Raw genomic sequence first — 24126 nt, forward strand, 5'->3', positions numbered from 1 at the left:
GTGAATAAGCGTCGCAACGGTTTTCATTTTACCCCATGGGGTGATTTTCGTCAATATGTTTGCCGGCACATTGCAGATCAAAATTCGCCGTCAAATATAGTAGTACCCGTCAATTCTTGTCGTCGCGCTTCCGCCGAACAATAATGCGCCATCGTTTCTTGACAAATAAATGGTATTGAAAATCCTATCCGACCCGCCTTGTTCCAGGGTTATCATATTTCCGGACCACATATTGTTTTTCAGCATATAGTAGCCATAAGCGGAATTAGCCGAACCGGTGGCAGGGTCTTCTAAATAGCCGAATTTAGGCGCAAACACTCTTGTATGCGCGATACTTGTCTTGTCCTTTGTGTCTCTGCAAAAGATCAAAATGACGTCAATGCCGTTATTCAATGTAAAATCCTTTAGCCGCTGTTCATTGGGAAAAAGATTGATTTCATCTTCCAATTTTGCAACAGGCACAATTAATGTTTTGTTGCCCGCATCAATGAATTCGACCGGGTAATCCGTCGAAATTGCCGAAATATCCAACTCTAAATAATCGCAAATATCCGCTAACCCGAGATTCATATCAAGATACTCGGGTTTTGTCGCTGATATAAACACGGCATTCTCCTCGGCGATCTTGTTGTAAACAGTCAATGCCCCTTTTTTTCGCGTATTGATTTTAATTTCTTTTTTGAACAACAAGTCGGGCGTGTCTTTGATGATGCTGTACATACATGCGATGGTGCCGTGTCCGCAAAAAGCGACTTCGCATTCCGATGAAAAGAACGCCAAATCAAACTCGGACTCATCTTTTTGGCTGCAAAATACAACTTCGGAAACAAATCCTTTGTGTTGCTTTGCGATTTGAAGCATTTGCTCATCGGATAAAGATTGATGAGGATTCAGATAGATACAAGCTGCGGGATTGCCATTTGAAACAGCGGAGGTAAACGCGTCAATTTTTCGATATTTATAACGCTCCATAATGATCTCCATCCCCTATAAGATGGCAATATAGTAACACAAAAATTGACAATCTTCAAGCAAAGATTGTCAATTCTGCGGTTGGTGTGTTTTCCGCGGGCTGTTCGCCCGCTTGGGCCGTCTGGGAAGCCGACCCCTACAACGGAACAGGATATATCTTCCGTCCATCGTTCTCGTAGGGCGCGGCATCCTTGACGCGCCGTCGTTTTTCGCAGAGGCGCGCATTGCGCGTCCTTTCCGTCTTTGCGAGGAAAGCGCGGAGCTTTACTCCGCGCATGACGAAGCAATCCAGAAATGAAGCGTCCGGATAACCATTTCAACCTCGTGAACCTCCGGTCTGAATTGTCCCCATCGTATGGATTTTCGCGCTTCGCTCGCAAAGACGAGAACCGGATTGCCGAGGGGCTAAAGCCCCTCGCAATGACGTGTTCAGGGCTTAAATTCCCCAAAGCTCAAACAATTTACTTTTTGAAATTTTGGCCGCTTCGACCGGTCGGATTTCAAAGTTGACCCAGACGTTTTCGTTCACAAACTGTTTAAACAGCGGGAAATCGACCGTGCCGCTGCCGACAAATTCGTGTGAGCCGTTTTGATTGATATCGTGGATATGCATCTCACGTAAAAACAGCTCATGTTTTTCAAAAAACAGATAATCATCTTGAATCAGCGTGCCGTTTTTATACATCTTCGCGGTGTCCAGCGTCAAAAACAGCTTTCCGGTGTCGTTGATCAGTTTTCGGACGGCGCTGCGCGAGACCGCGTTCAGGCCGGTGTTTTCCACACAGACCAAAACGTCTCCGGCGGCCTCAATCAGCATTTTCAGATTTTCATATAACACCGCCTCGTAATAGACGGTATGGGACTCGTCGGAGCGCTCGCCGGCCTTGCGAAAACGCGGATAATCGCCGGTGTGAAAGGTCATATGCCGCGCATTCAGCATGTCCGCTTTTTCGAGAAGCCGCTTGAACTGGTCCAAAATCCCCTGGCGGATCAGCGGGTAGTCGCAGAACAAACTGACGTTGTCGCCGGGGGAATGAAACGTGATGTCGATTTCCTTTTCCTCGGCGTGTTCGCGGATGCGCGTGAGGTCGTCCGGCGTGAGCCGGTCGAGAAAAAATTCGGGAACGCCCAAATCGAACTGCACAAAATCGAATCCGTTCGCCTTCGCCGCGTCGATGCCGTCAATGTAATCCTTTGCATATACCGCATGATATCCGGTTTTCATGTGTTTTTTACCTCCGTGTTGTTCGTGTAGGGAACGGTCTTGACCGTTCCGTTTTTTGAAACATTTATTTCAATATTTCAAAAAGAATGATTTCATAAAGTGAAAGCGGTTTGTTGTTCGGGGGTCATTGCGCTAGAGGGCTGTTTGTCCATACGGAACGGTCAAGACCGTTCCCTACAGAATTGCAGTTTTATTCCACCATGACCGATTTATTGTCATCCTGAGCGGAGCGCATAAGCGCGTAGCCGAAGGATCTCGTTATCATAAGGTTTACGGAAACCTTGCCCGGAGGCCGTTATCAGTCTGAGATTCCTCGCTGCGTACGCCTGCCGAAATGTTTCTATTTGATGAAGTAAAACCCCATTGACGATCCGGAAAAATACTTTAACCGGAATGAAGATTTAATCTTGATTTTTTGAGTTTTATGGTATATAATACAAAAACTTGGTGCGTATAATGGTTCAGCACGAGACTATTTATTAGTTTCGTGTTTTTCATTTTGCCCGGGAATAAAAAGGGTGGTCATAAAATAAATGGACTTTTACATGAAATTACCTCGAAACAAAAAAGAATTTGCATTATTCATGGCAGTGATATCCGTTATATCCGTCAACATCATTGCTCCTCTGATTACCGGTTTTGAAGTGGGGTTCAGCCTTAATATGTGGACGGACACGCTAACAGTCATTCCTTTCATTTGGATTGCTGTGATTGCCACGGTTTTGATCACATATAAACCCGCCGAATGGTTGACTTCCCGCATTGTAAGGGAAGGTGACAGCTTTGGTTCTCATGTTACAATCAATATTCTCTGCACGGTGTTTCTGATGTCTATTCTCTTGACTGTCATCGGAACATGGATTGGGACACGGCATATCAGTTTGGAACCTATCCGGTTGTTCTTTCATAAATGGCCTCGAAATGCCGCCATTTCATTCTTTGTGGAAGCGTGTATTGCACAGCCTGTCGCACGCCTGGTAATGCTGAAGATGCATCAAAAAACCGATTTAGAAATAAAATAAGCACTTTACGGACTATTGTCCGATTTTACTCCGCCGTGCGGCTCAGAATGACATTTTTATTCCACCGTGACCGACTTGGCGAGGTTGCGCGGCTTGTCGATGTCGCAGCCGCGCTGTAACGCCACATAATAGGCGAATAACTGCAGCGGCACCACGCTGAGCGAAGGCAGCAACGCCGGATGGGTATCGGGCACCACGATGATGGCGTCGGCGATTTTACCCATCTTCTCTTTTCGGCTCTCGGTAGTCAGCGCCATAACCTCAGCGCCCCGAGCCTTGACCTCGACGATGTTGCTCACGGTCTTGTCGAACAGGGGGGCGTAGGTCCCGAGCGCCACGACCAGCGCGCCCGGCTCGATCAGCGAAATCGTGCCGTGCTTGAGTTCACCGGAGGCGTAGGCCTCGGAGTGGATATACGAGATCTCTTTCAGCTTCAGCGAACCCTCCAGCCCCATGGCATAATCGAGGTTGCGTCCGATAAAGAAAATCGAGTTGTGGTTGAAATAGCGCGAGGCGAAATATTGAATATCTTTTGTCTGCGCCAAAACCGTTTTCATCTTTTCGGGCAGCGCCTGTACCGCGCCTAAAATCTCGTTGTATTCCGCGGGGTTGACCGTACCGAGCAGATCCGCCAGATAAAGTCCCAGCAGATCCATCAGAACCAGCTGTGTGCTGTAGGCCTTCGTGGTGGCGACGGCGATTTCGGGACCCGCCCAGGTGTAAAGGACATGATCGGCATTGCGCGCAATCGACGAACCGACGACATTGACGATGGAGATCGTTTTTGCGCCCCGGCGTTTGGCTTCACTCATAGCCGCCATCGTGTCAAGTGTTTCGCCCGACTGGCTGATGACGATGACGAGCGTTTCCGGGCCCGCGAGCGGGTCGCAATAGCGGAATTCCGAGCCCAAAACCACCTCGACGGGAATACGCAGCAGCTTTTCCCAGATATATTTACTGACCATGCCGACATGATAAGACGAGCCGCAGGCGACGATATAGACGCGGGATAAGGTTTTATAATAATCGGGCGAAATGCAGGTCAGCTCGGGCATGATCACGCGATTTTCTTTTACGCGCGGGGAAATGGTTTTGCGCACGACCTCCGGTTGTTCTAAAATCTCTTTGTACATAAAATGGGGATGACCGCATTTTTCCGCCGCCGTGACATCCCAGTCGACAGTCTGCCGCGTCTTCTCGGCCGGCACGAGCTCGCTGTTGAAAACCTCGATGGAATCGGCGCTCACAACGGCGATCTCGCCGTCCTCCATATAACTCACTTCACGGGTGTGGCGGATCATCGCGGTTACATCGGAGGCGATAAAGTTGAACCCTTTGCCGTATCCCAGAATCAGCGGGCTGTCTTTTCTGGCGGCGATTAACGCGTCGGGAAAATCGCTGCACAAAATACCGAATGCATACGAACCCTCGATACGGTGCAGGGTGCGTGAGACGGCTTCGAGCATGTTATGGCATTCGTTATAATAAAACTCCAGCAGCTGCGCGGCGACTTCGGAGTCGGTGTCGGAGGTGAACTTGACGCCCTTTGTGAGCAATGCGTCTTTGATCTCCATGTAGTTTTCGATGATGCCGTTATGTACCAGCGCGATGTTGCCCGAGGCGCTGACGTGCGGATGGGCGTTGGCGTCGTTGGGTTCGCCGTGGGTGGCCCAGCGGGTATGCCCGATACCGAGCGTGCCGTTAAGGTCTCTCCCGTCGTGAAGAAGTTCCGAGAGCACCGAAAGGCGGCCCTTTGCTTTTTTAACCTGTAAATTTCCGTTTTCACCGCGTACCGCGATGCCGGCCGAGTCATAGCCGCGGTATTCCATCCGCGCAAGACCGTCCAATAAAATCGGCGCTGCCTGTTCTTTTCCGACAAATCCGATGATTCCGCACATATAAAACCCTCCCGTTCAAAACTAAAAAACGTACCGCGAAATTCCATATTCACAGTATATGACACAATTATGCCGTTGTTGTGAAAGAGAGATTTCGGAAATGTTACGCTTATCTATTTTACCAAATCGCATATCTATATTCAAGCAAAAAATCTCCGCCCCGAATTTTTCGGGGCGGAGATTTTCATATAAATTTAAAATTTATTCAGATTGTCTTTTTTTCGAAGTGATAACAATTACGGCGAGAGAACCTGCAGCAAGCACCAAGCAGCCGATGATGATAAATACAAGATAATTCCCGCCGGATGAAGTCGTTTCGTCAACATTGCTTTCCATCACGGTGACGGTGTCGTTGATTTCGCGTTGTTCAACACCGATGAGTGTCGGATAATCATAACTTGAATCGTTTCCGCCAAACGTCCAGACGTTGGTCAAATCCCAACCGGAATATTCATTTTGTTGTTTTAGCTGTGTATCCGTTAACCCGACCGCTTGATCAGAGAAATCCGCACTGTCGATTCCGCCGGAAGCGGTCTCTTTGAGATAATAACAGTTGCTGATCGCTCCCGAAGTAAACCACCCCATAACGCCGAGATTCCAGCCTGTTATGCCGCCGACTTTTTTATTTCCGCCGATCATTCCGATACTGTAACAGTTATGGATAGCGCCTGAGATACTGCCGTAACTTGAAATATCTCCCGCCACGCCGCCTACTTTTTCATCTCCGTTGATTATTCCGGTATTGTAACAATTATCGATGGAACAGGAAATGGCCCATCCCGCGATACCGCCGACATATTTGCCCGTTCCGCTGACGTTATTAATATTACAGCAGTTATTGATTGTGCAGGTATTGGCATATCCGGTGATACCGCCGATGATTCTGCTGCCGCTGACCATTCCCGTGTTACAGCAATTACTGATGGCGTAACAAATTGCCGTCCCGGCGATACCGCCGTTTTGACTGCCTGTTCCCGTAACTGTTCCGGTGTTATAGCAGTTGTCGATGACCGTGGATTCAGAGGAGGAGGAAATAGCGTAGCCGATTACGCCGCCGATACCGTCTTTATTTTCTTCATCTGCAATTCCGCTGACAGGGCTCGTGTTATAACAGTCCTTGACAGACCCGCCGTTGAGATATCCCACCACGCCGCCGACGGCACGATTCCCTTTGATAATGCCCGTGTAATAACAGTTGCTTACAGTGCAGAAAAAAGCATATCCGACCACACCGCCGATACTGGAGCCTCCTTTGATATAACTGCTGACAACACCGACATTTGCTACGGTTGCAGTATCATTTAAATATCCGAATAAACCCAAGCAATCACCTGACGAATTGATATAGACACCGCTGACCGTATACCCGCCGCCGTCGAAAGAACCGCTGAAAGTAAACATGCCGTTTCCGATCGGTGTCCATTTATTTGCCGGTGCGGTTTTGTTCCAGTTCTCCCAATTCGAAGTATCGTTTAAAACGATGTCGTTTTCAAGTTTGACGTACTCGCCCTCATACGTAGATATTCCAAGGGTGATGCTTTTTGAAAAAAACGCAAACTGCGATGCCGTTTGGATGAGGTAAGGGTCCTCTGCCGTCCCTGATCCTCCTGCAAACGCCTTAGCGATGCTCCCATCCCAAACGGTGTTTTCTTCAGCGGAAATTGTTATTGCTGAGATCGGTAACATCAAAAAAACCAAAATAGTTGCGATCAAAACAGACCGAAAGCGTTTCATAAAAACTCTCCTTTCCGATTTAAAGGGCGGTTGCACAGTCATAAAAATAACCTGAATCCCGCTTCTTTTGTCTTTTTTGTACCGTATTTCTTTATATTCTTTTTCCGCGACGTCTCTGTTTATAATAAAAGTATAATAGCTAAGGCAAAAAATGTAAATAGATTCCATGGAAAAAATATCAAATATTCTCAAAAACATCACATTAAAACTAAAACCCGCCGCCCCAAAGGGCGGCGGGTTCCTTGAAAACGGTAAAATTTATTTAATTGGTATGTTTTTTTCTGCGTATTGAGATCACGAGGATCAAAGCGAGGGCAAGGATGGCAATTACAGGGATCGACCAAACCAAAATCGCATTTGATGATGTCTGTGCGGATTCAGTGACTTCAGTTGTCGTCTGAGAAACAAGGGAAAAATCAACTCGATTCTGAGCGGGTATATCTTGAGGGACGCTGATTTCAAAAGAAACGTCGACCGACAGGTTCGGACTGTTGATCTGTTGTTCGGAAACTGGTTCGGATACGGTGCTGTCTGTCTCAATGACGACAGGTTCGGAATTATTTGAAGAAGAACGGGAAGCCGTTATCTGCTGTGAGGTCTGGATCATCGCTTTGATGAAATCCGGTCCACTGATCAGCTGAAAGGATGAGGAAGCGTCCGGATAACCCTCGCCGACTTCGTAGGGCGAAAACTCAGGCTGATATCCGATGGGGGTGACAAATTCCAAAACGCCGTCTGAAAACAGATAATATTGCCCGGCTTCGCACATAAAGAGCGTTGCAGCGGTTTTGGTCAGATCGAGATCGCTGTCTTTGAGCATCGCATAGACATCCACGGAATGGGTGCGCAGATCATAAGTAATATATGCGGATTCGAAATCTTGATAACCCATTACATGGTATGCGCCATCTCTTATGACGATGTGCTGCAATCCGACATTGATACGCTGATTATCTTTCATCATGATTATGTAATTGACACTTGTGGGATTAATGATCGCCTCCGCCACGGTTTTCTCCTCGGAAAACGGCGGCATATTAATGCTGAAGCTGAAATCGGAATATAAAGATGAAAAATCAGGTGTCCAGTTTCTATATTCGCAGATATGATTAAAATCATCTGTTGCAATGGCCTCGCACAGCGTTTTGTCGTTTGAGAGATAAAACGACGCAAAAACCGGTTCGAGCGCCTCCTCGGCCTCTTGAATTTGTTCGTCGGTATAGGGTTTGATGATGATGGTGTCGTTTGCGCTGGTGCCGACCTTGCCGTTGGGATAGATATAGGTATTGCCGTTGATGATTTTTGTTGTACCCGACACGGTTGCGCTTGAGGATGTGGCGCCAAGTGCCGGTGCAAACAGACGGCACATTATCGTCGAAACCAATAGGATAATAAATATTCTTTTCATGATTTATCCCCCTCCTGTATGAAAGATCAATTCGCTATTTAACCATATTATACCACATGATCTGGAAATCGCAAGAGGAAAAACCCGCCGCCCCAAAGGGCGGCGGGTTCCGGAATTGGAAGTAGAGTCTTTTAATAAACTTTAGAGACCGTGGAGGAGACATAATCCGGCATAGAGGGCTCTGTGGGTTCGATAATGTTGTCTTGTGGGATTTCGAATTCGATACGTGAAATCTGTGTGAAGTCGCTGAGACGGTTGGCTGCGAGGATGTTGTTTGACAATGTATAGATCACATCGTCGATATACAGGCCGCGCACAATGTTGCTGTCATAGCGGTAGCTGATTTCATCGGTGCTTGCCGCGTGGGTGATGCGTCCTTTTTCATAGAAACCGGTCTGTGCGTCATAACCCAATACGATATAGCCGGTAAACACGGTCGTGCCGTATTCGTATATCTCGGCGCCGTCCCTGAGCTTTGAAATCGAGATGGGGAACGCGATGATATTCTTCTCCTTGTCGAACAGCAATGCCTTATGGTCATAGGACAGATCGGAGTAGGTGCCCCGGTCGCCGATATAGAAGGTGGTCAGCTCTTTGGGATTGCTCGGGTCGGAGACATCAAACATCGCGACTTTGAAACCCATGGTCAGGCCGTTGGTACCGGTGACATCCTCAATCGCATCCATGCCGAAGCCGATCACGAGGTTTTCGGCATAGGGCTGCAGATACTGTGAGAAGCCAGGGATTTTCAGTTCGCCCTGTACATAGGGCTGGGTCGGGTCGTCGAGGTTGATGACGAAGAACGGGTCGGTCTGGCGGTAGGTGACCGCATAGGCCTTTTTGCCCTCGAAACGCACCGCGTACATGTTTTCACCTTCGGCCAGTCCTTCGAGCGTGCCGATGGTCAGCATTTGTCCGTTGAGCACATAGAAGTTGTTGTATTGCTTGTTGTCTTTTTGATAATCCCAGCTGTTGGTGGCGACACGCAGGTTGCCCTCGTATTCGTCCATTGCGAATTGGCTGCACAGATTGCCGCTGACGGTGCCGGTTGCAATGACCTGCAGGGTACCGGAATAAGCGATCTTGGTGATGTCGGTATAACTGCCCAGCGTGGTATAGTAGGTGTAATCGCCGTAGGAAGTGGATTCGCTTTTCTCCGCGTATTCATACCGGTTGGCGGTGACATATACGTTTTCGGTATTGGCGTAGATCGTATTGATGTCGCCCATGATCGTAACCGACTGAGCGGGGGTATCGCTTGTGAGGTCGATGGTGCTGATTGTGCCGAAGGACAAACTTTCGGTGTTGGGGACAATATAGCATGCATCGGGCGGCAGGATGGCCATCTCTTCGGAAACGACCGAATCCATTGTGCGCGGGATGACGGCTTCGGCATCGAATTCTGTGATGCCGTAGATATAGTTGTAGGCGTATTTACAGGTGACGAGCAGCAGCTTGCCGTTGCTGATACGAGCGTCGTTGTAGCTGCCTTCCTGTTCAAAGGAGCGCACAAGTGTGGGGTTGGCTTTGTCGGTCAGGTCGTAAATCTCAACGCGTGTGGCGCTGTTGACTGGGGCGAAGTCCGTCGCAAAGGTCCTGTAGTAAAAAGAGTTGGGCTGCATCAGCAAAACCAGTTTGTTGTCGGACAAAAAGATCTCGGAAATGGTGTGGTCTTCACTGTTGTATTCCCAGACCTTACTCATATCGCCGCTGTTGGCTTTGACGATAGCGACGGTACTGTTGTCATAGTAGCGGTTGACGACGAAGTAGATGTATTCGCCGTCGGTCTTGATGATGTCGGCCTCGTCGACGCCCTTGACCTGTACGTTGGTCGTAGAATAATCATTGTCGTCGGATTGGCTGCCATCCGAACCTGCTGCCGGTGCTTGGGGAGCCAGCGTTGCGGATGAATTGGACAACATCGCAGCTGAGCTTGTAATAACCTCTTCTTCTGCCGCGTTTTCGGTGGTGGTTTTTGTCTCTGTATCAAAATAACCATAACGATTGTTGTTTTGATTTTCGACATATGCGTCAAACACCGTCTTTACGGCATTATAGTTTTCTCCGGCCGTGTTTTCGGTTGCAACAAAGACACTCTCAGCGCTGACGCCGGTTATACTCATGGTCTGTTCGGAACTGTTGTCCTGCGCCATATTGATTCCGGCCGTATCGGGCTGGGTTGTCATATTCTCTGCGAGGGGCAGATTAGGTAGCACGGCAAAAGCCGCCACGATCAACAAAAACGCTGCTGCAATCGCTCCGTAACGCCAGACGGGGAATTTGACCACTTTTTTTTGATTTTTCGTTTGTTCGCTCTGCTCAAGCAGCTTGCCGATATTTTGGGGCAACAGCGAGTCAGGCACCTTGTCGGCTGCCGGATCGTTGAATTTCCCATCGAATTGTGCTTTGAGCCGATTGATTTCATTTTCACTTGGAAACTCTTTTTTCATCTTAAATCATGCCCTTTCTCAAACGGGGCGTTTTGCAGTTGCCATAATGGCCGGATAAACCAAAAAGCGCAAAACGCTTTGCTTAAAAGTTTTCTTTTAAGCTTACACCTCAAATTGCAAGCCGTATGGTCGCCTTAAATTGCGGCCAAGCCGTTTCGAAGCGCGCCGAGGGCCCTATGGAGCCTCACGCGCACGTTTCCGGCGGTCATGCCGAGCATCGAAGCGATCTCGTCGGATGAGTATCCGCCCTGAACCGACAGCAGGACGATGTTCTTGTCGTCGGGCTTCAGGCGGTCGAGCATCTGGTTAAGCGCGGTACGGGTCTCGGTATCCACCGCGTTTTTGTCCTGAATGTCGATCGGCTCGTCGTCTGCGTTATACAACGGCATAACGGCGGCAGAGCGTTCTCTCAGACGGCTTTTGCAGGCGTTTTGTAAGATCTTCAGGAACCAAAATTTAAACTTTTCACGCTCACGCAAACTTTCGAATTTCGCATATGCCAAGGTGATGGCATCGGACACAGCATCTTCGGCGTCGTCGGCATTGCCCATAAAATAGAAGGCATAGCGGTAAAATTCGGAATAATACCGGGCATAATACTGTGTGAAAAGCGCCTGTTTGTGTGTGTTGGGGTCATCGGCCATTATAATCCCTCCGCTTCACGTTCATATGAGACGAAAAAATGTCGAATTGTTACAACATTTTCAAATAAGTGCATAAAAAACCGCACGCGGAAAAAAATAACTATAAATCCTGCGGACCTCACGTCGGCTTTCAAAGGCCGAATCGGTCGATTTGATCAGAAAGGATGGTTTATCCATGGAAAAGGACGATCAAAATAACAAGAAGGAGAGCAAATTCATCGCCTACATCACGGGCAAGGGCTTTTACAAGATCATAGGGCTTTGTATTGCGTTGGTTGTGCTGGCGGCCTGGTTTATCACCTCGGTTTATAAAAACCGGATCGGAGGTGAGCTCACGGACACTTCCTCTTCGGCTTCGAGCCAAGAGACATCACAGAACGGCGGCGTCGCCTTTGAGAGCGGTCTGTCCAGCGAACTGTTCGAGCCTTCGCAGCCAACCGTGACTGAGAACAGTGAACCCGAGACGCCGACAAACACCCAGTCCTCCGATGAAGCGACAGCAGCCAATGCGTCTGCCGAATCGGTTGAGACAACAATTGAAACCGAGGACATGCTGTTTATCATGCCGGTGAGCGGCGAGATCATCCGGGACTATTCCGCAAGCCTCCCGGTGTATTCGCCCACATTTCAGGACTGGCGGGTGCACAACGCCGTGGATATTGCCGGCGAGGTCGGTACACCGGTTCGTGCAATGGCTTCGGGCACGGTGACCTCAATCACCTCGGACGTACTCTGGGGCACAACGATTGTCATCACCCATGACAACGGCTATGTAAGCAAGTACTGCAATCTCGGCACCAAACCGACCGTGAAGGCAGACAGTGTTGTCGAAGTGGGGCAGGTCATCGGTTCCATCGGCACCACCGCACAGGCCGAGACCGCCGACGAATCCCATCTCCATTTCAGTTTAACAAAAGACGGCGTTTCCGTCAATCCGATCGACGTGATTGCGGGTGTAAATTAATCACAATTCAGGCGAATCGACCCAATTTGTCCAAAGAACGCGGGCGCAGAAAAAACGGCGACCGCGTTCTTGACTTTTCGTGGAATATTTTGTATCATTGGCATAACAGAGAAGAGAGAATCAAGAGAGGGGAACGGTGATGTCGGACTTGAAAAAATGGATTTACTGGGTTGCATGCATACTGGTGCTTGCCGGTGCCGCAGTGATCATCATCTCGGCGTTTCCGAAAAAAGAAGTGATTCCGGCGTCCAAATTCAACAGCAGTGTACAGCTTTCGGAATTGTCGGAAGACGACTGCATCGATTTTATTAAATTTTGCGGGATTTCCATACCAAACGATTTAAAGAATGCCGATTTAGGTGCATTCGTCAGAGAAAACATCATCCGATTTGAAGCCGAACCCTATTCTGCAGCGGTCTATGATTACAGCATTACATTAGAATTCGTCGAGAATATCCGGCGGGCGGTCAACGAACATTACGGCGTACCGATGCTTGAATACGGAACCTATGAATTTGACGAGTGCCTGTATATGACCCCAATCAGCTCCTATTATCCGTTTGAGGGAACAGGTGAAAACTATACTGTTAGTTCCAATTATTTTTTGATTGTCAGCCTGCAAAACGCGGGTGCAGTCCAAAAATTCTTCAAGCCCTTCTGGAAGGTGCAGCCGGTCGATCTCAGCACCTGGGACGCCAGATTTCTATTTATCCATCCGGATTTCATCGATATCACCGACTATACCTATCGCGCCTGTTATCCGGTCAGCGAGCGGTACCAAATCTATCTCATGGACGACGAGGTCTGGTTTGCGACGCTCAGTTCCGGCTCGGATACTTTCTGGTCGATTTATAAATTGAAACCGGCCTCTTAATAATTTACAGTAATATCTTCCCGGTTTGCTCGTCCAAAAACACCGTCTGCGACGGTTCGAGGGTGAGTTTGACCGGTTTTTTATTTTTTAATGTGATTTCACGCTCGCCGCCGTCTCGGCTTTGAATCATGATCAGTCCGGCACCGATAAGGGCGGCGTCGTCTTGTGCATTGTAAATATGGCAGCCGCAGGCCGAGAACAGGTTGCGAAGCTGCGACGGCTCGGTCGGCGGCAGCGCGAAAAACCAGTCGGTGTGATCTGTTGAGGCCTTTTTGGCGGCGGCGCAGGTCTGATCGGCGTCATAAGTCCCGATGCAATCTGCCTCGGGGTCGTCGGGTGAAAACAACGTCTGCATAATCTCGGCGTTTTTGCGTTCGGGGACGTTGGGATTAAACTTGACGCCCGGAATTTTGCCGCCCAGCGTACCGCCGATCTCGTTTTCGAGCGTGATTTCGGGCAGCAAAACGCAGGGATGTTCGGTCATTTTGATCCCCGTGATCTCGCTGACAAAATCGGCGCTCAGTTGTTTTCCGTCGGTGTAGGCGGGTGCGGTCAACCACACGAGATTGCGCCCGTTTTCCCCGGCTTTTTCGCGGATTTCACGGCGCTGTTGTTCGGTCATATAAAAGCAGTTGCAGAATACGATAACCTTGTATTTGCCGAGCGGCATGTTGAACAGGTCGGACAGATAGCAGGTCTCGACCGCCGCGCCGCTTTTATAGGCCGCCACCGGTGTGATGTTGACCGAGATTTCATCGGTGATCGGGTCGTTTTTAGACGAAATCGCGGTCTGCAAAAACACCTTGGTGTCAAAGACCAGCAGCACCTCGGCGGGCGCCGTATGTTCCATGTGGAACTGTCGGTCGGCCAGCGCTTTGAGTTTTGCGATGTCGGCGCGGTATTCGGGTTCCTCCCACCAGCCGCCGCAAAACAGATAACCGAAGTCGTAATACCAAAGCCCTGCGCCCCGAATGATCGACTGCATTACGCATTTGCGGTTGTTTTGAATGCTGGTCGGTTTGTCGAAAATGTACATACCGCCGAGAATCGTGCCGTCTGCCGTCGGCTGATCCATCTCGTCGAGCCAGAGTTTGCCGTGGCTTGTCACCGATTCGATCAGCCCGCGCGAAAGCCCCGGTCCGCCCGGTTCACGGCAGCTTTTGCTGTAAGCGCCCGGTGCGCACAAAAAGTCGATGTCGGGTGAGGTCAGCAGTTCCTGTTCCATCAGATGACCGCCTGCGGCAGCCCGCCCGAACACCGAGATATAATAACCGTAAAATGCACCGGTCAGAATCTTGCGCGGCCAGTTTTGCTTAATGAGTTTTGCGAATTTGAGAATGGAATCGGTGACGGTGTGGTGCTGACACTCGTAATAATCCGAGACGAGATGTTCCTTTTCGGGGTCGCGGAAAATGCCGCAGGAGACCTCGTTGCGCTCAAGCCCCGGCACCTGAATTGAGGAAAAATCGCCGCCGTATTTAGCAGTTAAAAATTGCGCGAACTTTCGGCGCATCGGTTCGGAGGTATCGGGGTCATGGTGCAGAAACGCCCAGTAGTGGTTTTCGCCGTAGATGCCGTTAGCGATTTGAATCGCAAACAGCCGGTCGCCCTCGGGGGTCTCGGCGAGTTCGTGCAAAAACCGCTTGACCTGCTCGCTCATATAGTCATACCATATTTCGGAGGCATAGCTGCAGGAAGCGCGCGGTTTCAAATCGTCCTCGATATAGCCGCGGAATTTCGGCAGATAGTCGGGCAGGGGAACGGTATCGGTATCGGCGAACTGCGTCCAGGTCTCCGGATGCGCCTTGATCCACCAAAACGGCGGGTTGACATGCAGCCGCAGCATCACCGCGCAGTCGGGGCAGCAGTCTATGGCACCGCGAATCTGCTTTTTCGCAAACGTGATGTCGAGTTTGTCGCCCGGAAACAGCATGTCGTTAAAATTGACGTCAAACTGGAACAGTTTAAAACCCATTTCGGCGAAGAGTTTGGTGTTATAGCCCGAAATACCCTCGAAAGAGCGGTTTCCGGTCGGCTTGTCGGTCAGCGCGTACAGCATCGGCGCGACCGGTTCGCCGTTGAGGTGAATGGCGGGTTTGCCGCGATACGATTTCACTTCCGCCTGAATTTTCGCAGTCATTTGAAAAGGATTCCTTTCGTTTTATGCGCGGTTCTCGAACGCCTTGTCTTTTCGGATGAGCGCCTTATGGAGCAGCCGCCCGATAATATACATGACAAACATCATGATTAGCGCCAGCGCATCGATGACAAAGACATAACCCGGCCACCCGAACATGCCGTCGAGTGTTGCGATAACGGTGCCGGACGGTGCTTCCATGATGTATAAAAAGTTTGTGTCCAGCGCCCGGTTGACGAAATAGACGGCGGCCAGCGCGACATTGCCCAGCCCGGCGATCCAGAGATAGGCCTTAAAAGTCGGTTTCATCTTGTCGACGATCAACAGATACAGCGCGCCCATGATGAGCAGCGCGTGGCTCATGATAAACAGAATCGCCCGGGGTTCGCCCGGTGCGGGATGGTTGCTGCCGGGGAACAGCGCGACCGAAAGCGCCGCCGGAATTCCGATCAGAAAGCAAAAATTGAACAGCGGCTTGAACGGTTTGATCAGGCAGACGGACAATAAAATCAAATCGATGTGGCAAATGTGCAGTGAGAACAGGTCATACCACTCGAACACGCCGAAATAGGCGTCCATGACATAACGGGCGCCTCTGCATACGATAATGGTGATTGCAAAGAGAAGCCCCAGCGTTCTGCGCTGCCGTTCGGTTTTGGCGTGTTTTCCGAGCAAAATGAAAACAACGCCGATAATGACCGACGCCAGCAGCGTCAGCAGATGCACGGGCCCGAAGCCCTTGAAATCCGTAATCATCAGTTATTGCACCTATTGCACCGAAATTCGCTCGGTGTATGAGGGCAGCGTACCTTTGACGTTAAGTTTTCCGTTGTCAAAATCCAGCTGTTCGATGTTGCTGCCGGATTTTGCGTTCATCCGGGCGATTAACCCGTCCACCGTATCGACGATAAAATCCTCATTAGAGTCAATCAAATCATTCGGAATCGTGATACCCATCACGCTGACCGATTCGATGTCGAGGTCTTCCACGCTGTTGTCGACCACGGAACCGGACAGCTTGACATAGAGGTTGACGTTGTCGGGAATCAAACCGAGCATCGGAAGCGCGCGCTGTGCATCCTCCATCGAATACTCCCCGCCGAGAACATGGTCAAACACATAAGCGGTGTTCAGGGTTCCGGAAGCCTCGACGGTCCCGTCGTCGTTGATGCGGATCTGAACGTTTTTCACCGCGAAATAAGGCGGGCGGTTCTCGTTGACATAGGAGGTCAGTTCCTCGCTGGTCAGGGTCTCATCCACCGTATGTGAGCCGGAATATACCACCTGATAATCTTCTATGGCGCCGGATTCGGGCGTGTCGTCTCTGCTGAGTCCGACTTTGTCCATGGCGGACAGATAGGCCTCGTAAGAAGATTTGACCCCGAGGTTGACGGGCATAACCAGTCCCGGAACAAGGAATGTGACGGCGATAAAACCGGCCAAAAGCACAATGATAATGACCAGTAAAGTAATCAGCCCTTTATGTTTTTTGGGCTTCACCGCAACTGCGGCTGCCGGCTGCGCCTGATAGACGGGCTGTTGATAAACCGGTGCGGGTTGGGGTTGATATGTCGGTGCAGGTTGTTGATAGACCGGCGCCGGTGCAGGGTCAGGGGTGGGCGCGGTCTTGGCGGGAGACGGGCTGATGCTGTGGCCGCATTTCGGGCAGAAAGCGGCATTATCCGGAATCTGTTGTCCGCAGTTATTACAAAACATAGTATTACCCCTTCACACTGTAATAGTGACTATATTTTATCATCCGGACTGCGATGCGTCAACCGTAAAACCGGATATTATCAGATCTATTTGACAAAACCTTCAGCGAACCATATAATCAAAAAGAATTTACACAATTCCCCGGAGTTAAATGAGGATGATTGTTTTTACTTCCGAGTACGTCAATCCGGTTGCTTGCGGCTTCTGGCCAAGCATTTCAACGTATAACACCCACAGCGTCGCCCGACGCGTTGACGAACGCAGAATCAACCGACACGAAGGAATAGAATATGGATAACGATAACTTTAACGAATTGAAAACCTATCTGAAAAAGCCGGAACTCTATGAAAAGACCCCGGAAAAATTCTGGGACGACGAACATATTTCGAAAGGGATGCTCGAGGCGCATCTGAACCCGAATACCGATGCTGCGAGCCGAAAGCCGGAATTTATCGGCCGCGCGGTCAAATGGATTTCGTCGCTGCTGCCCGCAGGCGCGAACCTACTCGACATCGGCTGCGGCCCGGGCCTTTACACCAAACGCTTTTCCGAGCGCGGGCTGAATGTGACGGGGCTGGATTTTTCCGAACGCTCGATTCATTACGCGAAAGCGAACGATTCAAAAACCGAATATGTGCTGCAAAACTATCTTGAGATGGATTTTGAAAACAAATTCGATATGATTACGCTGATCTGGTGCGACTACGGCGCTTTGGTTCCGAAAGATCGGAGGAAATTGCTTGAGCGTGTACACAGAGCGCTTAAACCGGGCGGTTTGTTCCTGTTCGATGTTTTTACGCCCGAACAGTATGCTGAACAAAGCGAGAAAACCTCATGGGAGGTCTGCGAAAACGGCGGTTTTTGGAGTCCGAACCCGCATGTTTGCCTGGACGCGGAATATCGTTACGGCGAGTATGTCGACATGCACCGGTATGTGATCATCGAAGGTGAAAAAATCCGTTGTTTCAATATCTGGAACACATGTTTCACTAAAGAAACTCTGGCAAAAGAAATGACTCCGTTTGGCTTCAGCGCGGCAGCGTTCTTTTCCGATTTGACCGGAGTGCCTTATATTGGCGGTTCAAAGATTCTGTGCGCCGTCATGCGAAAAGGGGGATAATCGGGATTCTTTGAATCAGCGGAATAAATGTCATTCTGAGCGCAGCGCATCATATTTTGGGCATAAAGGAACATCCTCGATGTTCCCCGAAATCCTAAAAAATCTCGGATAGATAACGGCCTCATAAATCCGAGTTCATTCGGCTGCATTTTGTTCAGGATGACAAGTTTTGAGGCGTGAAACATATTATGAAGCAGGGTGGGGTGTTTGCACCCATCGTGTTCCCGTAGGGCATGGCATTCCTGACGCGCCGTGCGGGACTTAATATTCATATATGGCGGGTCTATGGCGGGTCGTACCCGGGTCGCCTTATAAAATATTACTGCATAAAGAAATTTGATTTAATTTTCCCTCTTGACATCTTTTTTCTCCTATGGTATACTCATTTGCGCAGTAAATTAGTAAATTACTGCGTAAACAGAGGGAACTGTGATGAAATATAAAAAATTCTCATATCAAAGGAGAGAACGAAGCATGTCAAGCAAAAATTTTATGAAAATCCCCACGACGCTCAAACACAAACCGGTCGTGGTCTGTGAAAATTACGAGGCCGTCGACGGCAGGGACCAATACGATTCCTGCGCCAAAGGGCTTTCACTGGGACTGGCGCAGTGGAACGACCGGGGTAAGGTCGACATCTCGGCCAAGGTCTGGCGTTATACCGGCGATAAATGGTCGCGTCAATCCGAAGAACTGCCGATGCACCGTGTACTGGATTTGGCGTTATTGATCTGCCGCGCCAAGCAGTATTTCATGGACGCTTACCGCTATCCGAAACTGTACGACGAAAACAACCCGCGTATTGACCGGATCGGATTGCAGGGCGATGCGATGACCGTGGAAATCTGCAAGGATAACCCCATGCTCGACACCGATATCAAACTGTTTGCCGACGCGCTTTCCCGCGACGACGAGATGATCGCCGAACGCCTGCACACACTGGCTAATCTGCTGAACGAAATGGGTTACGGACGCGGGAAAAAGTAACGCTTTAAAAAAATATGACAGGAGGACGCAGCAATGTTACTGATTAAAAATGCAAATATCGTTTCTATGAAAAGCCGGGCGATTGATGAAAATCAATCGGTACTGATTGAAGACGGCATGATTCAAACCATCGGAAATACGTCCTCCGTGCCGGAATCGGATTGTACCGTCATTGATGCGAGCGGGCTGTATGTCATGCCGGGTTTGGTCAATATGCACACCCATCTGGGCGACAACCCGGACGATCTGACGCTGTATCTCGCAAACGGCGTGACTGCCATTCGCAATATGTGGGGGCAGGAGGGCTTCAAACCCGGTCAGTATCTGTTCGGCACAAGGGTGTTTCACCATCTCAGGTTAAAAAGGCAAATCGAAGCCGGCAGCGCCGTGGGGCCGGATATCTTTACCGCAGGCGCCATACTGGACGGCGACCCGCCTTTCTTTCCGAAATTTATGAACATCCACGCGGTAAAAAACGCCGGTCAAATTCGTAAAATCATCAAAACACAGGCGGAAAAGGGATATGATTTTATCAAAATTTATTCCAAGCTGTCTCTTGAAAATTTCGATGATATTATGCGCATTGCGAACGAATACGGCATGCCCGTTGCGGGTCATGCGCCCGATGCGGTGGGATTGAAACACGCGCTGGAGTCCAAAATGCGTTCCGTCGAACATTTATACGGATTCGTCAATCCGTATTTCCCCGAAAAAAACCTGAGCGATGAGCAAATTCGGGAAATGGCGGAACTTGCGGCTTCAAATCATGTTTGGAATTGTCCGACGCTGGTCGCCAACGAGCGGTTGGCGAACGTAAAAATGCAGGAAGAATACGAAAAAGAGGAATCCCTTGCTTATGTTTCTGAAAAGAACAAAAAAGCGATGCGATTCCTGATCATTGAGGCAAACAAAGTGTATGAAAAAGCCGGACTGACCGACCAGGAAGCGTATATGGAAAAGCTGTTTTTCATCATCCGACAATTAAAAGCAGCAGGCGCTGGAATTTTGCTCGGTACCGACAAATCGGTGCCCTATGTGGTCGCGGGTTTTTCCGAGCATCGGGAAATTGAACTGCTGTCAAGGGCGGGACTTTCGAATTACGAAATCCTCTGTGCAGCGACGGTCAATGCGGCGAATTGCTTGGGAAAAGCGGCGGAGTTCGGAACGGTTGAAGCCGGCAAACGGGCGGATCTGGTGCTGACGGAGAAAAATCCGTTGGATGATCTGCGGACTTTATCCCGCCATCGCGGCGTTTTTAAGCGCGGCGTCTTTTATTCCCGGGAGACATGTGATAAAATGCTTGAGGAGATCAAAAAGCGCGCGGCGTGCTGATTAAAACGCAGATTGGAGTATAATATGTATAACAGCGAACGGACGAAATGGTTTCGGGAATCCGGTTACGGCTTGTTTTTTCACTTTTTGCCGGGTACCAAAGAGGATTTGATTGCACGCACCGAGGGTTTTGATATCGAGGGCTTTGCCGGCGACTGCGCGGCGGCGGGTGCGGGTCACGTCTTTGTGACGACCGGGCAGAATTCGGGCTTTCTGAACGCACCGAACGCGGCCTATGAAGCCGTTATCGGCCCCGGGTATTGTGCAAAGCGTGACATTTTCGCGGAACTGATCAAGGCGTTTGAACCGTATCATATCAAATTGATGCTGTATCACCCCGCATCCGCTCCAAAGAGAGAAGAGCGGCTCGGCAGGGCTTTGGGATGCGACAAAATGAGCAGCGCCGAGACCACCGATTACATTTTGACCGAACGGTTTATCCAAAACTGGTGCGCGGTGATGTCGGATTTTTCTAAGCGGTACGGGAAAGATGTACACGGCTGGTGGATAGACGGCTGCTATGACTGGATCGGATTCGATTTTGAGATTTCGAAGCGGTACGCGGCGGCGCTTAAGAGCGGCAATCCGAACTCCATCGTCGCATTTAACCCCGGCGAGCAGCGGATGTACGCCAACGGCGCCGGCGACTACTGCGCCGGAGAATATAAAAATATCTACGACCCGATTTGCACTTGGCCGACCGCCGATCATATCCAGTGGCACGAGCTCACATTTATCGGCACACGTTGGAGCGGCGGCGACATCCGCTGCAAAGAGGCAGAACTCGCCGCGCACATCAATAACACCCGCGCACACGGCGGGGTTTTCACGCTTGATGTTCCGTTTGAACCGGGTACGGCGAACCGCATGCGCCCGGACGTGCGGGAATTCCTCGTCCGCGTGCGCAAGATGTTGAAATAAAATTGTCATCCTGAGCGCAGCACCGCTTGTGGTGCGGAACCGAAGGATCTCGTATTGATGAAAATCGGTTTCATATAAACAAAGCCTTAATCAGTCCGAGATTCTTCACTTCGTTCGAAATGACAAATGTAAAATGGGCAGACGAAACCGTCTGCCCATTTTGCCGTTAATTTTTATTGCAACAAATATAAGAAGTGAACAACCAATTATCAGATTTCGGGCGGCTGAAAGCCGCCATACGGTTCGGAGCGCCGAGGTCGTCGCTTCCTACAGAGAAACACCGAGGCTGGAAGCGCGCGTTATCGGATGAACGGACAGCAGGTTTCAGGCCGCGTTTGCAACCGCCATCATGGCGGCAGACGGAAGCCGTCTGCCCCCTTACTTAATTATTGATATTATAAATTGAACCGTTCTTTGATCTGCACAGCAGCCTGCGCGGCGGAGAGATTGGTATTGTCGATTTTGATATAATTTTCAAACGGAATTTCACCGTCGTTGCTGACGCAGCGGTGTTTGGCGTCGTCATTGATCAGCCGCTGATTGGAGATTTCGATGTCGCGTTTTGACGCCTTATGCTTCAAACGGTTTTCGGTGGCGTTGCGCTGCAAGCGGACTTCCTGCGGGGCGACCAGTTCAGCGTAAAAAACCTCCGCACCGTGCTGTTCAAAGAGCTCTCGGACATGCGCGATATAGTCCCAGTCCGACTGCAAGTCAAATCCCCACATATAGGTGAAAATCAAGCCGTATGCGTCGGAGGCGGCGAATTCCTCGAAAATTACCTCGCGCCAACGCCTAATTACGGTTCCGTTCAATTTCCCGAAAATCTCAAGAACCGGTTCGATTGTCATATGGTTGTGGAATAATCGCAGATCGGTGATTTTCATCAGTTCCTGCCCGACGGTCATTTTCCCGACTGCGCTGTCTCCGATTAAAACCAACAGTTTCATCTTATGACCTCCTTTATGCAAATCGGCGGCCTTCCATCGAAAGGCCGCCGATCGTTTCAGCGATTGTATTACAGCTCGTGGACGCTCTCGCGCTTTTTGAAGTGAATCTCGACCGTGCGGTCGATCGGGGAATCGTCGGTGCTGTAGATCGTGAAGCAGTCCTTGGCCTGCGGGACGCTGCCGCGCATGCTCGTATGATACAGATGGCTGGCGAACGTGCCGTCGATATAAATCTCCTCGCCGGCCGGCTGTTCGAGCCGGATCTGCCCGTGCTTGACCGTGATCTGGCTGCCCGCAGTTGCCTCTGTGACGGTATCGGCGGTCTCGACCCGGCAGTTCGGGGATATGACATATTCGAGTTTGAACGGCACGCCGTCGGTGCCCGAAGTCGTGATGTGCAGCTTTACACCGTCGTTAAGATCGGTGAATTCGACGGTGAAATCGAGATCGCAGGAATGGATGACGCCGCGTTTGGAATGATCCATCTCAGTCCAGATCGAGGTGGTCGGATGCTCGAACGGCATTTTATATTCGCCGTGAGAGTGGAAAAACATTTTATAACCCGTGTCGGTTTTTTCGAGTTTATTGGGCATGAACTGGGCGACCGCGAAGAACGAGGCGCAGATGCGCAGATACATCTGAATATCGCCGCATTTGAAGAACATAAAGTTCGGGTTGTTGGCGATGATCGAATAGGACCAGAAGCCGTTCCTGCGGCGGTAGATGTCAGAACCGGGATAAAATGCGCTGTAAGTTGTCGATACCTCGGTATCGGACAGGTCCGGTTCAAATTCCTTAAGTTCCGGCATCAGCATATACAGCCACAGCGGCCCGGGCGTGCCTCTGCCGGAATACAGCGTATCCTCCATGATCTGCTCGGCAAATTTCAGGTAACGTTTGTCGTTGAACAGATAACCCGCCCACAGATAGATGTGGTAATAGGAGTGGGCCGGATAGAATTTACCGCTTGCGGAACCCTCGCCTTTGTCCTTGCGGCGGGAATTCTGGGTAAAGATCGTGCCGTCCGGTTCGATGTAGTTGAACAGCAGATCCATGTTCTTTTTCACATGCGGGTAAAGTTCGGGCATATTGCCTTCCTCGGCCATCATCAGCAGGGCGTTGTCGTTGACGGCGTTGTACATGCCCGGGGAACGCTCGGTGAATTCGCCGTCCTCGTCGATATCAATACCCTCGGCGAGATATTTATTGACCTTTTCTTTGAGTTCCGGCCAGCCGAGAATGTTATAGCAGCCGAGCATCGCGGCGCTCTCGACCCAACGGTGGTTGGGCGTGTGGAAACCGCCGTTCAGGCATCCCAGCGCCAGTTTTTCGAGCAGTTTTTTGATCCATCCGAGGGTCTCTTTTTCTGCCGCGCCGTCTCCGCAGTATTTTTCGAAAACCTTATAGGCGCGCACCACGGAATGCAGTTCAAAAGTCGCGGGTGTGAAGAAATTGGTGGCGCGAAAGTCGGTCGTGCCGTCTTCGTGCGCTCTGGAAATGATGTATTCACAGGCAAGCTTGATATTGGGCAGCAGCGACTTGTCGCGGTAGTGGCGGCTCTCGGGGCAGCAATACAGAACCGAGGCCGCATGCATGGTGCCGATGTGATAATTCGGTTCGACCAGCAGGGTGTTGTCGGCGCGTCCGTTAAAATATTTGCTCTCGGGATTGCGGATAAAGTGGCTGAGCGAGCTCTCGTAGCCGCGATCGTTCGCTTCTACAATCCGTGCGTAATATTTCTTCATAAACTGATACTCCTTCTAAGGCGTTTTTA

19 protein-coding genes are annotated in these 24126 nt (G+C 50.1%); 7 read left to right on the plus strand and 12 right to left on the minus strand.

The window, feature by feature from the left end:
* Positions 1–90: 90 nt before the first annotated feature.
* Complete coding sequence (locus PK629_00235; GenBank protein ID HOP09901.1) at positions 91–972, minus strand: PhzF family phenazine biosynthesis isomerase; 882 nt, start codon at positions 970–972, stop codon at positions 91–93.
* 436 nt (positions 973–1408) lie between these two features.
* Positions 1409–2197: a TIM barrel protein gene (locus PK629_00240; GenBank protein HOP09902.1), complete on the minus strand. Its 789-nt coding sequence runs from the start codon at positions 2195–2197 to the stop codon at positions 1409–1411.
* A gap of 533 nt (positions 2198–2730) precedes the next feature.
* Between PK629_00240 and PK629_00245 the strand changes: the two genes are divergently transcribed.
* The gene (locus PK629_00245) at positions 2731–3219 is read left to right on the plus strand and encodes a hypothetical protein (GenBank protein HOP09903.1); all 489 of its coding nucleotides are present in this window, start codon (positions 2731–2733) and stop codon (positions 3217–3219) included.
* Positions 3220–3275: 56 nt separating this feature from the next.
* Here the strand turns inward: PK629_00245 and glmS are convergent, their stop codons facing one another.
* The 5 genes from glmS to PK629_00270 form a co-directional block, all read right to left on the minus strand.
* Positions 3276–5117: a glutamine--fructose-6-phosphate transaminase (isomerizing) gene (gene glmS, locus PK629_00250; protein ID HOP09904.1), complete on the minus strand. Its 1842-nt coding sequence runs from the start codon at positions 5115–5117 to the stop codon at positions 3276–3278.
* A 201-nt stretch (positions 5118–5318) separates the two neighbouring features.
* Positions 5319–6851: a GLUG motif-containing protein gene (locus PK629_00255; protein ID HOP09905.1), complete on the minus strand. Its 1533-nt coding sequence runs from the start codon at positions 6849–6851 to the stop codon at positions 5319–5321.
* Between the two features lie 262 nt (positions 6852–7113).
* Entirely contained in the window at positions 7114–8259 is a 1146-nt protein-coding gene (locus tag PK629_00260) for a hypothetical protein (protein HOP09906.1), read from the minus strand.
* A gap of 131 nt (positions 8260–8390) precedes the next feature.
* Entirely contained in the window at positions 8391–10709 is a 2319-nt protein-coding gene (locus PK629_00265) for a beta-propeller domain-containing protein (protein HOP09907.1), read from the minus strand.
* Between the two features lie 134 nt (positions 10710–10843).
* Positions 10844–11353, minus strand: a complete 510-nt coding sequence (locus PK629_00270; GenBank protein HOP09908.1) for a sigma-70 family RNA polymerase sigma factor — start codon at positions 11351–11353, stop codon at positions 10844–10846.
* Between the two features lie 175 nt (positions 11354–11528).
* On the opposite strand from PK629_00270, the gene PK629_00275 reads away from it, so the two are divergent.
* Together PK629_00275 and PK629_00280 are read left to right on the plus strand one after the other, a co-directional pair.
* A complete protein-coding gene (locus PK629_00275; protein HOP09909.1) occupies positions 11529–12317 on the plus strand; it encodes a M23 family metallopeptidase in 789 nt (262 codons plus the stop codon).
* Positions 12318–12456: 139 nt separating this feature from the next.
* Positions 12457–13191 carry a hypothetical protein gene (locus PK629_00280; protein HOP09910.1) on the plus strand — a complete coding sequence of 245 codons (735 nt, stop codon included), beginning with the start codon at positions 12457–12459 and terminating at the stop codon, positions 13189–13191.
* Between the two features lie 4 nt (positions 13192–13195).
* Here the strand turns inward: PK629_00280 and PK629_00285 are convergent, their stop codons facing one another.
* From PK629_00285 to PK629_00295, 3 genes are read right to left on the minus strand one after another with little or no spacing between them, the layout of a single operon-like run.
* The gene (locus PK629_00285) at positions 13196–15331 is read right to left on the minus strand and encodes a hypothetical protein (GenBank protein HOP09911.1); all 2136 of its coding nucleotides are present in this window, start codon (positions 15329–15331) and stop codon (positions 13196–13198) included.
* Positions 15332–15352: 21 nt separating this feature from the next.
* Positions 15353–16084: a TIGR02206 family membrane protein gene (locus PK629_00290; GenBank protein ID HOP09912.1), complete on the minus strand. Its 732-nt coding sequence runs from the start codon at positions 16082–16084 to the stop codon at positions 15353–15355.
* 12 nt (positions 16085–16096) lie between these two features.
* Positions 16097–17044, minus strand: a complete 948-nt coding sequence (locus PK629_00295) for a zinc ribbon domain-containing protein (protein ID HOP09913.1) — start codon at positions 17042–17044, stop codon at positions 16097–16099.
* A gap of 290 nt (positions 17045–17334) precedes the next feature.
* On the opposite strand from PK629_00295, the gene PK629_00300 reads away from it, so the two are divergent.
* From PK629_00300 to PK629_00315, 4 genes are all read left to right on the plus strand, one after another.
* Entirely contained in the window at positions 17335–18165 is an 831-nt protein-coding gene (locus PK629_00300; protein HOP09914.1) for a class I SAM-dependent methyltransferase, read from the plus strand.
* A 492-nt stretch (positions 18166–18657) separates the two neighbouring features.
* Positions 18658–19152: a DUF6530 family protein gene (locus PK629_00305; protein ID HOP09915.1), complete on the plus strand. Its 495-nt coding sequence runs from the start codon at positions 18658–18660 to the stop codon at positions 19150–19152.
* A gap of 33 nt (positions 19153–19185) precedes the next feature.
* Entirely contained in the window at positions 19186–20484 is a 1299-nt protein-coding gene (locus PK629_00310; protein ID HOP09916.1) for an amidohydrolase family protein, read from the plus strand.
* 24 nt (positions 20485–20508) lie between these two features.
* Entirely contained in the window at positions 20509–21405 is an 897-nt protein-coding gene (locus PK629_00315; protein HOP09917.1) for an alpha-L-fucosidase, read from the plus strand.
* A 395-nt stretch (positions 21406–21800) separates the two neighbouring features.
* On the opposite strand, the gene PK629_00320 is transcribed toward PK629_00315, so the two are convergent.
* Complete coding sequence (locus PK629_00320; protein ID HOP09918.1) at positions 21801–22352, minus strand: shikimate kinase; 552 nt, start codon at positions 22350–22352, stop codon at positions 21801–21803.
* A 68-nt stretch (positions 22353–22420) separates the two neighbouring features.
* Positions 22421–24097 carry a hypothetical protein gene (locus PK629_00325; protein HOP09919.1) on the minus strand — a complete coding sequence of 559 codons (1677 nt, stop codon included), beginning with the start codon at positions 24095–24097 and terminating at the stop codon, positions 22421–22423.
* Positions 24098–24126: the final 29 nt, after the last annotated feature.

The organism is Oscillospiraceae bacterium, assembly GCA_035380125.1.
Taxonomy (GTDB): Bacteria; Bacillota; Clostridia; order Oscillospirales; family JAKOTC01; genus DAOPZJ01.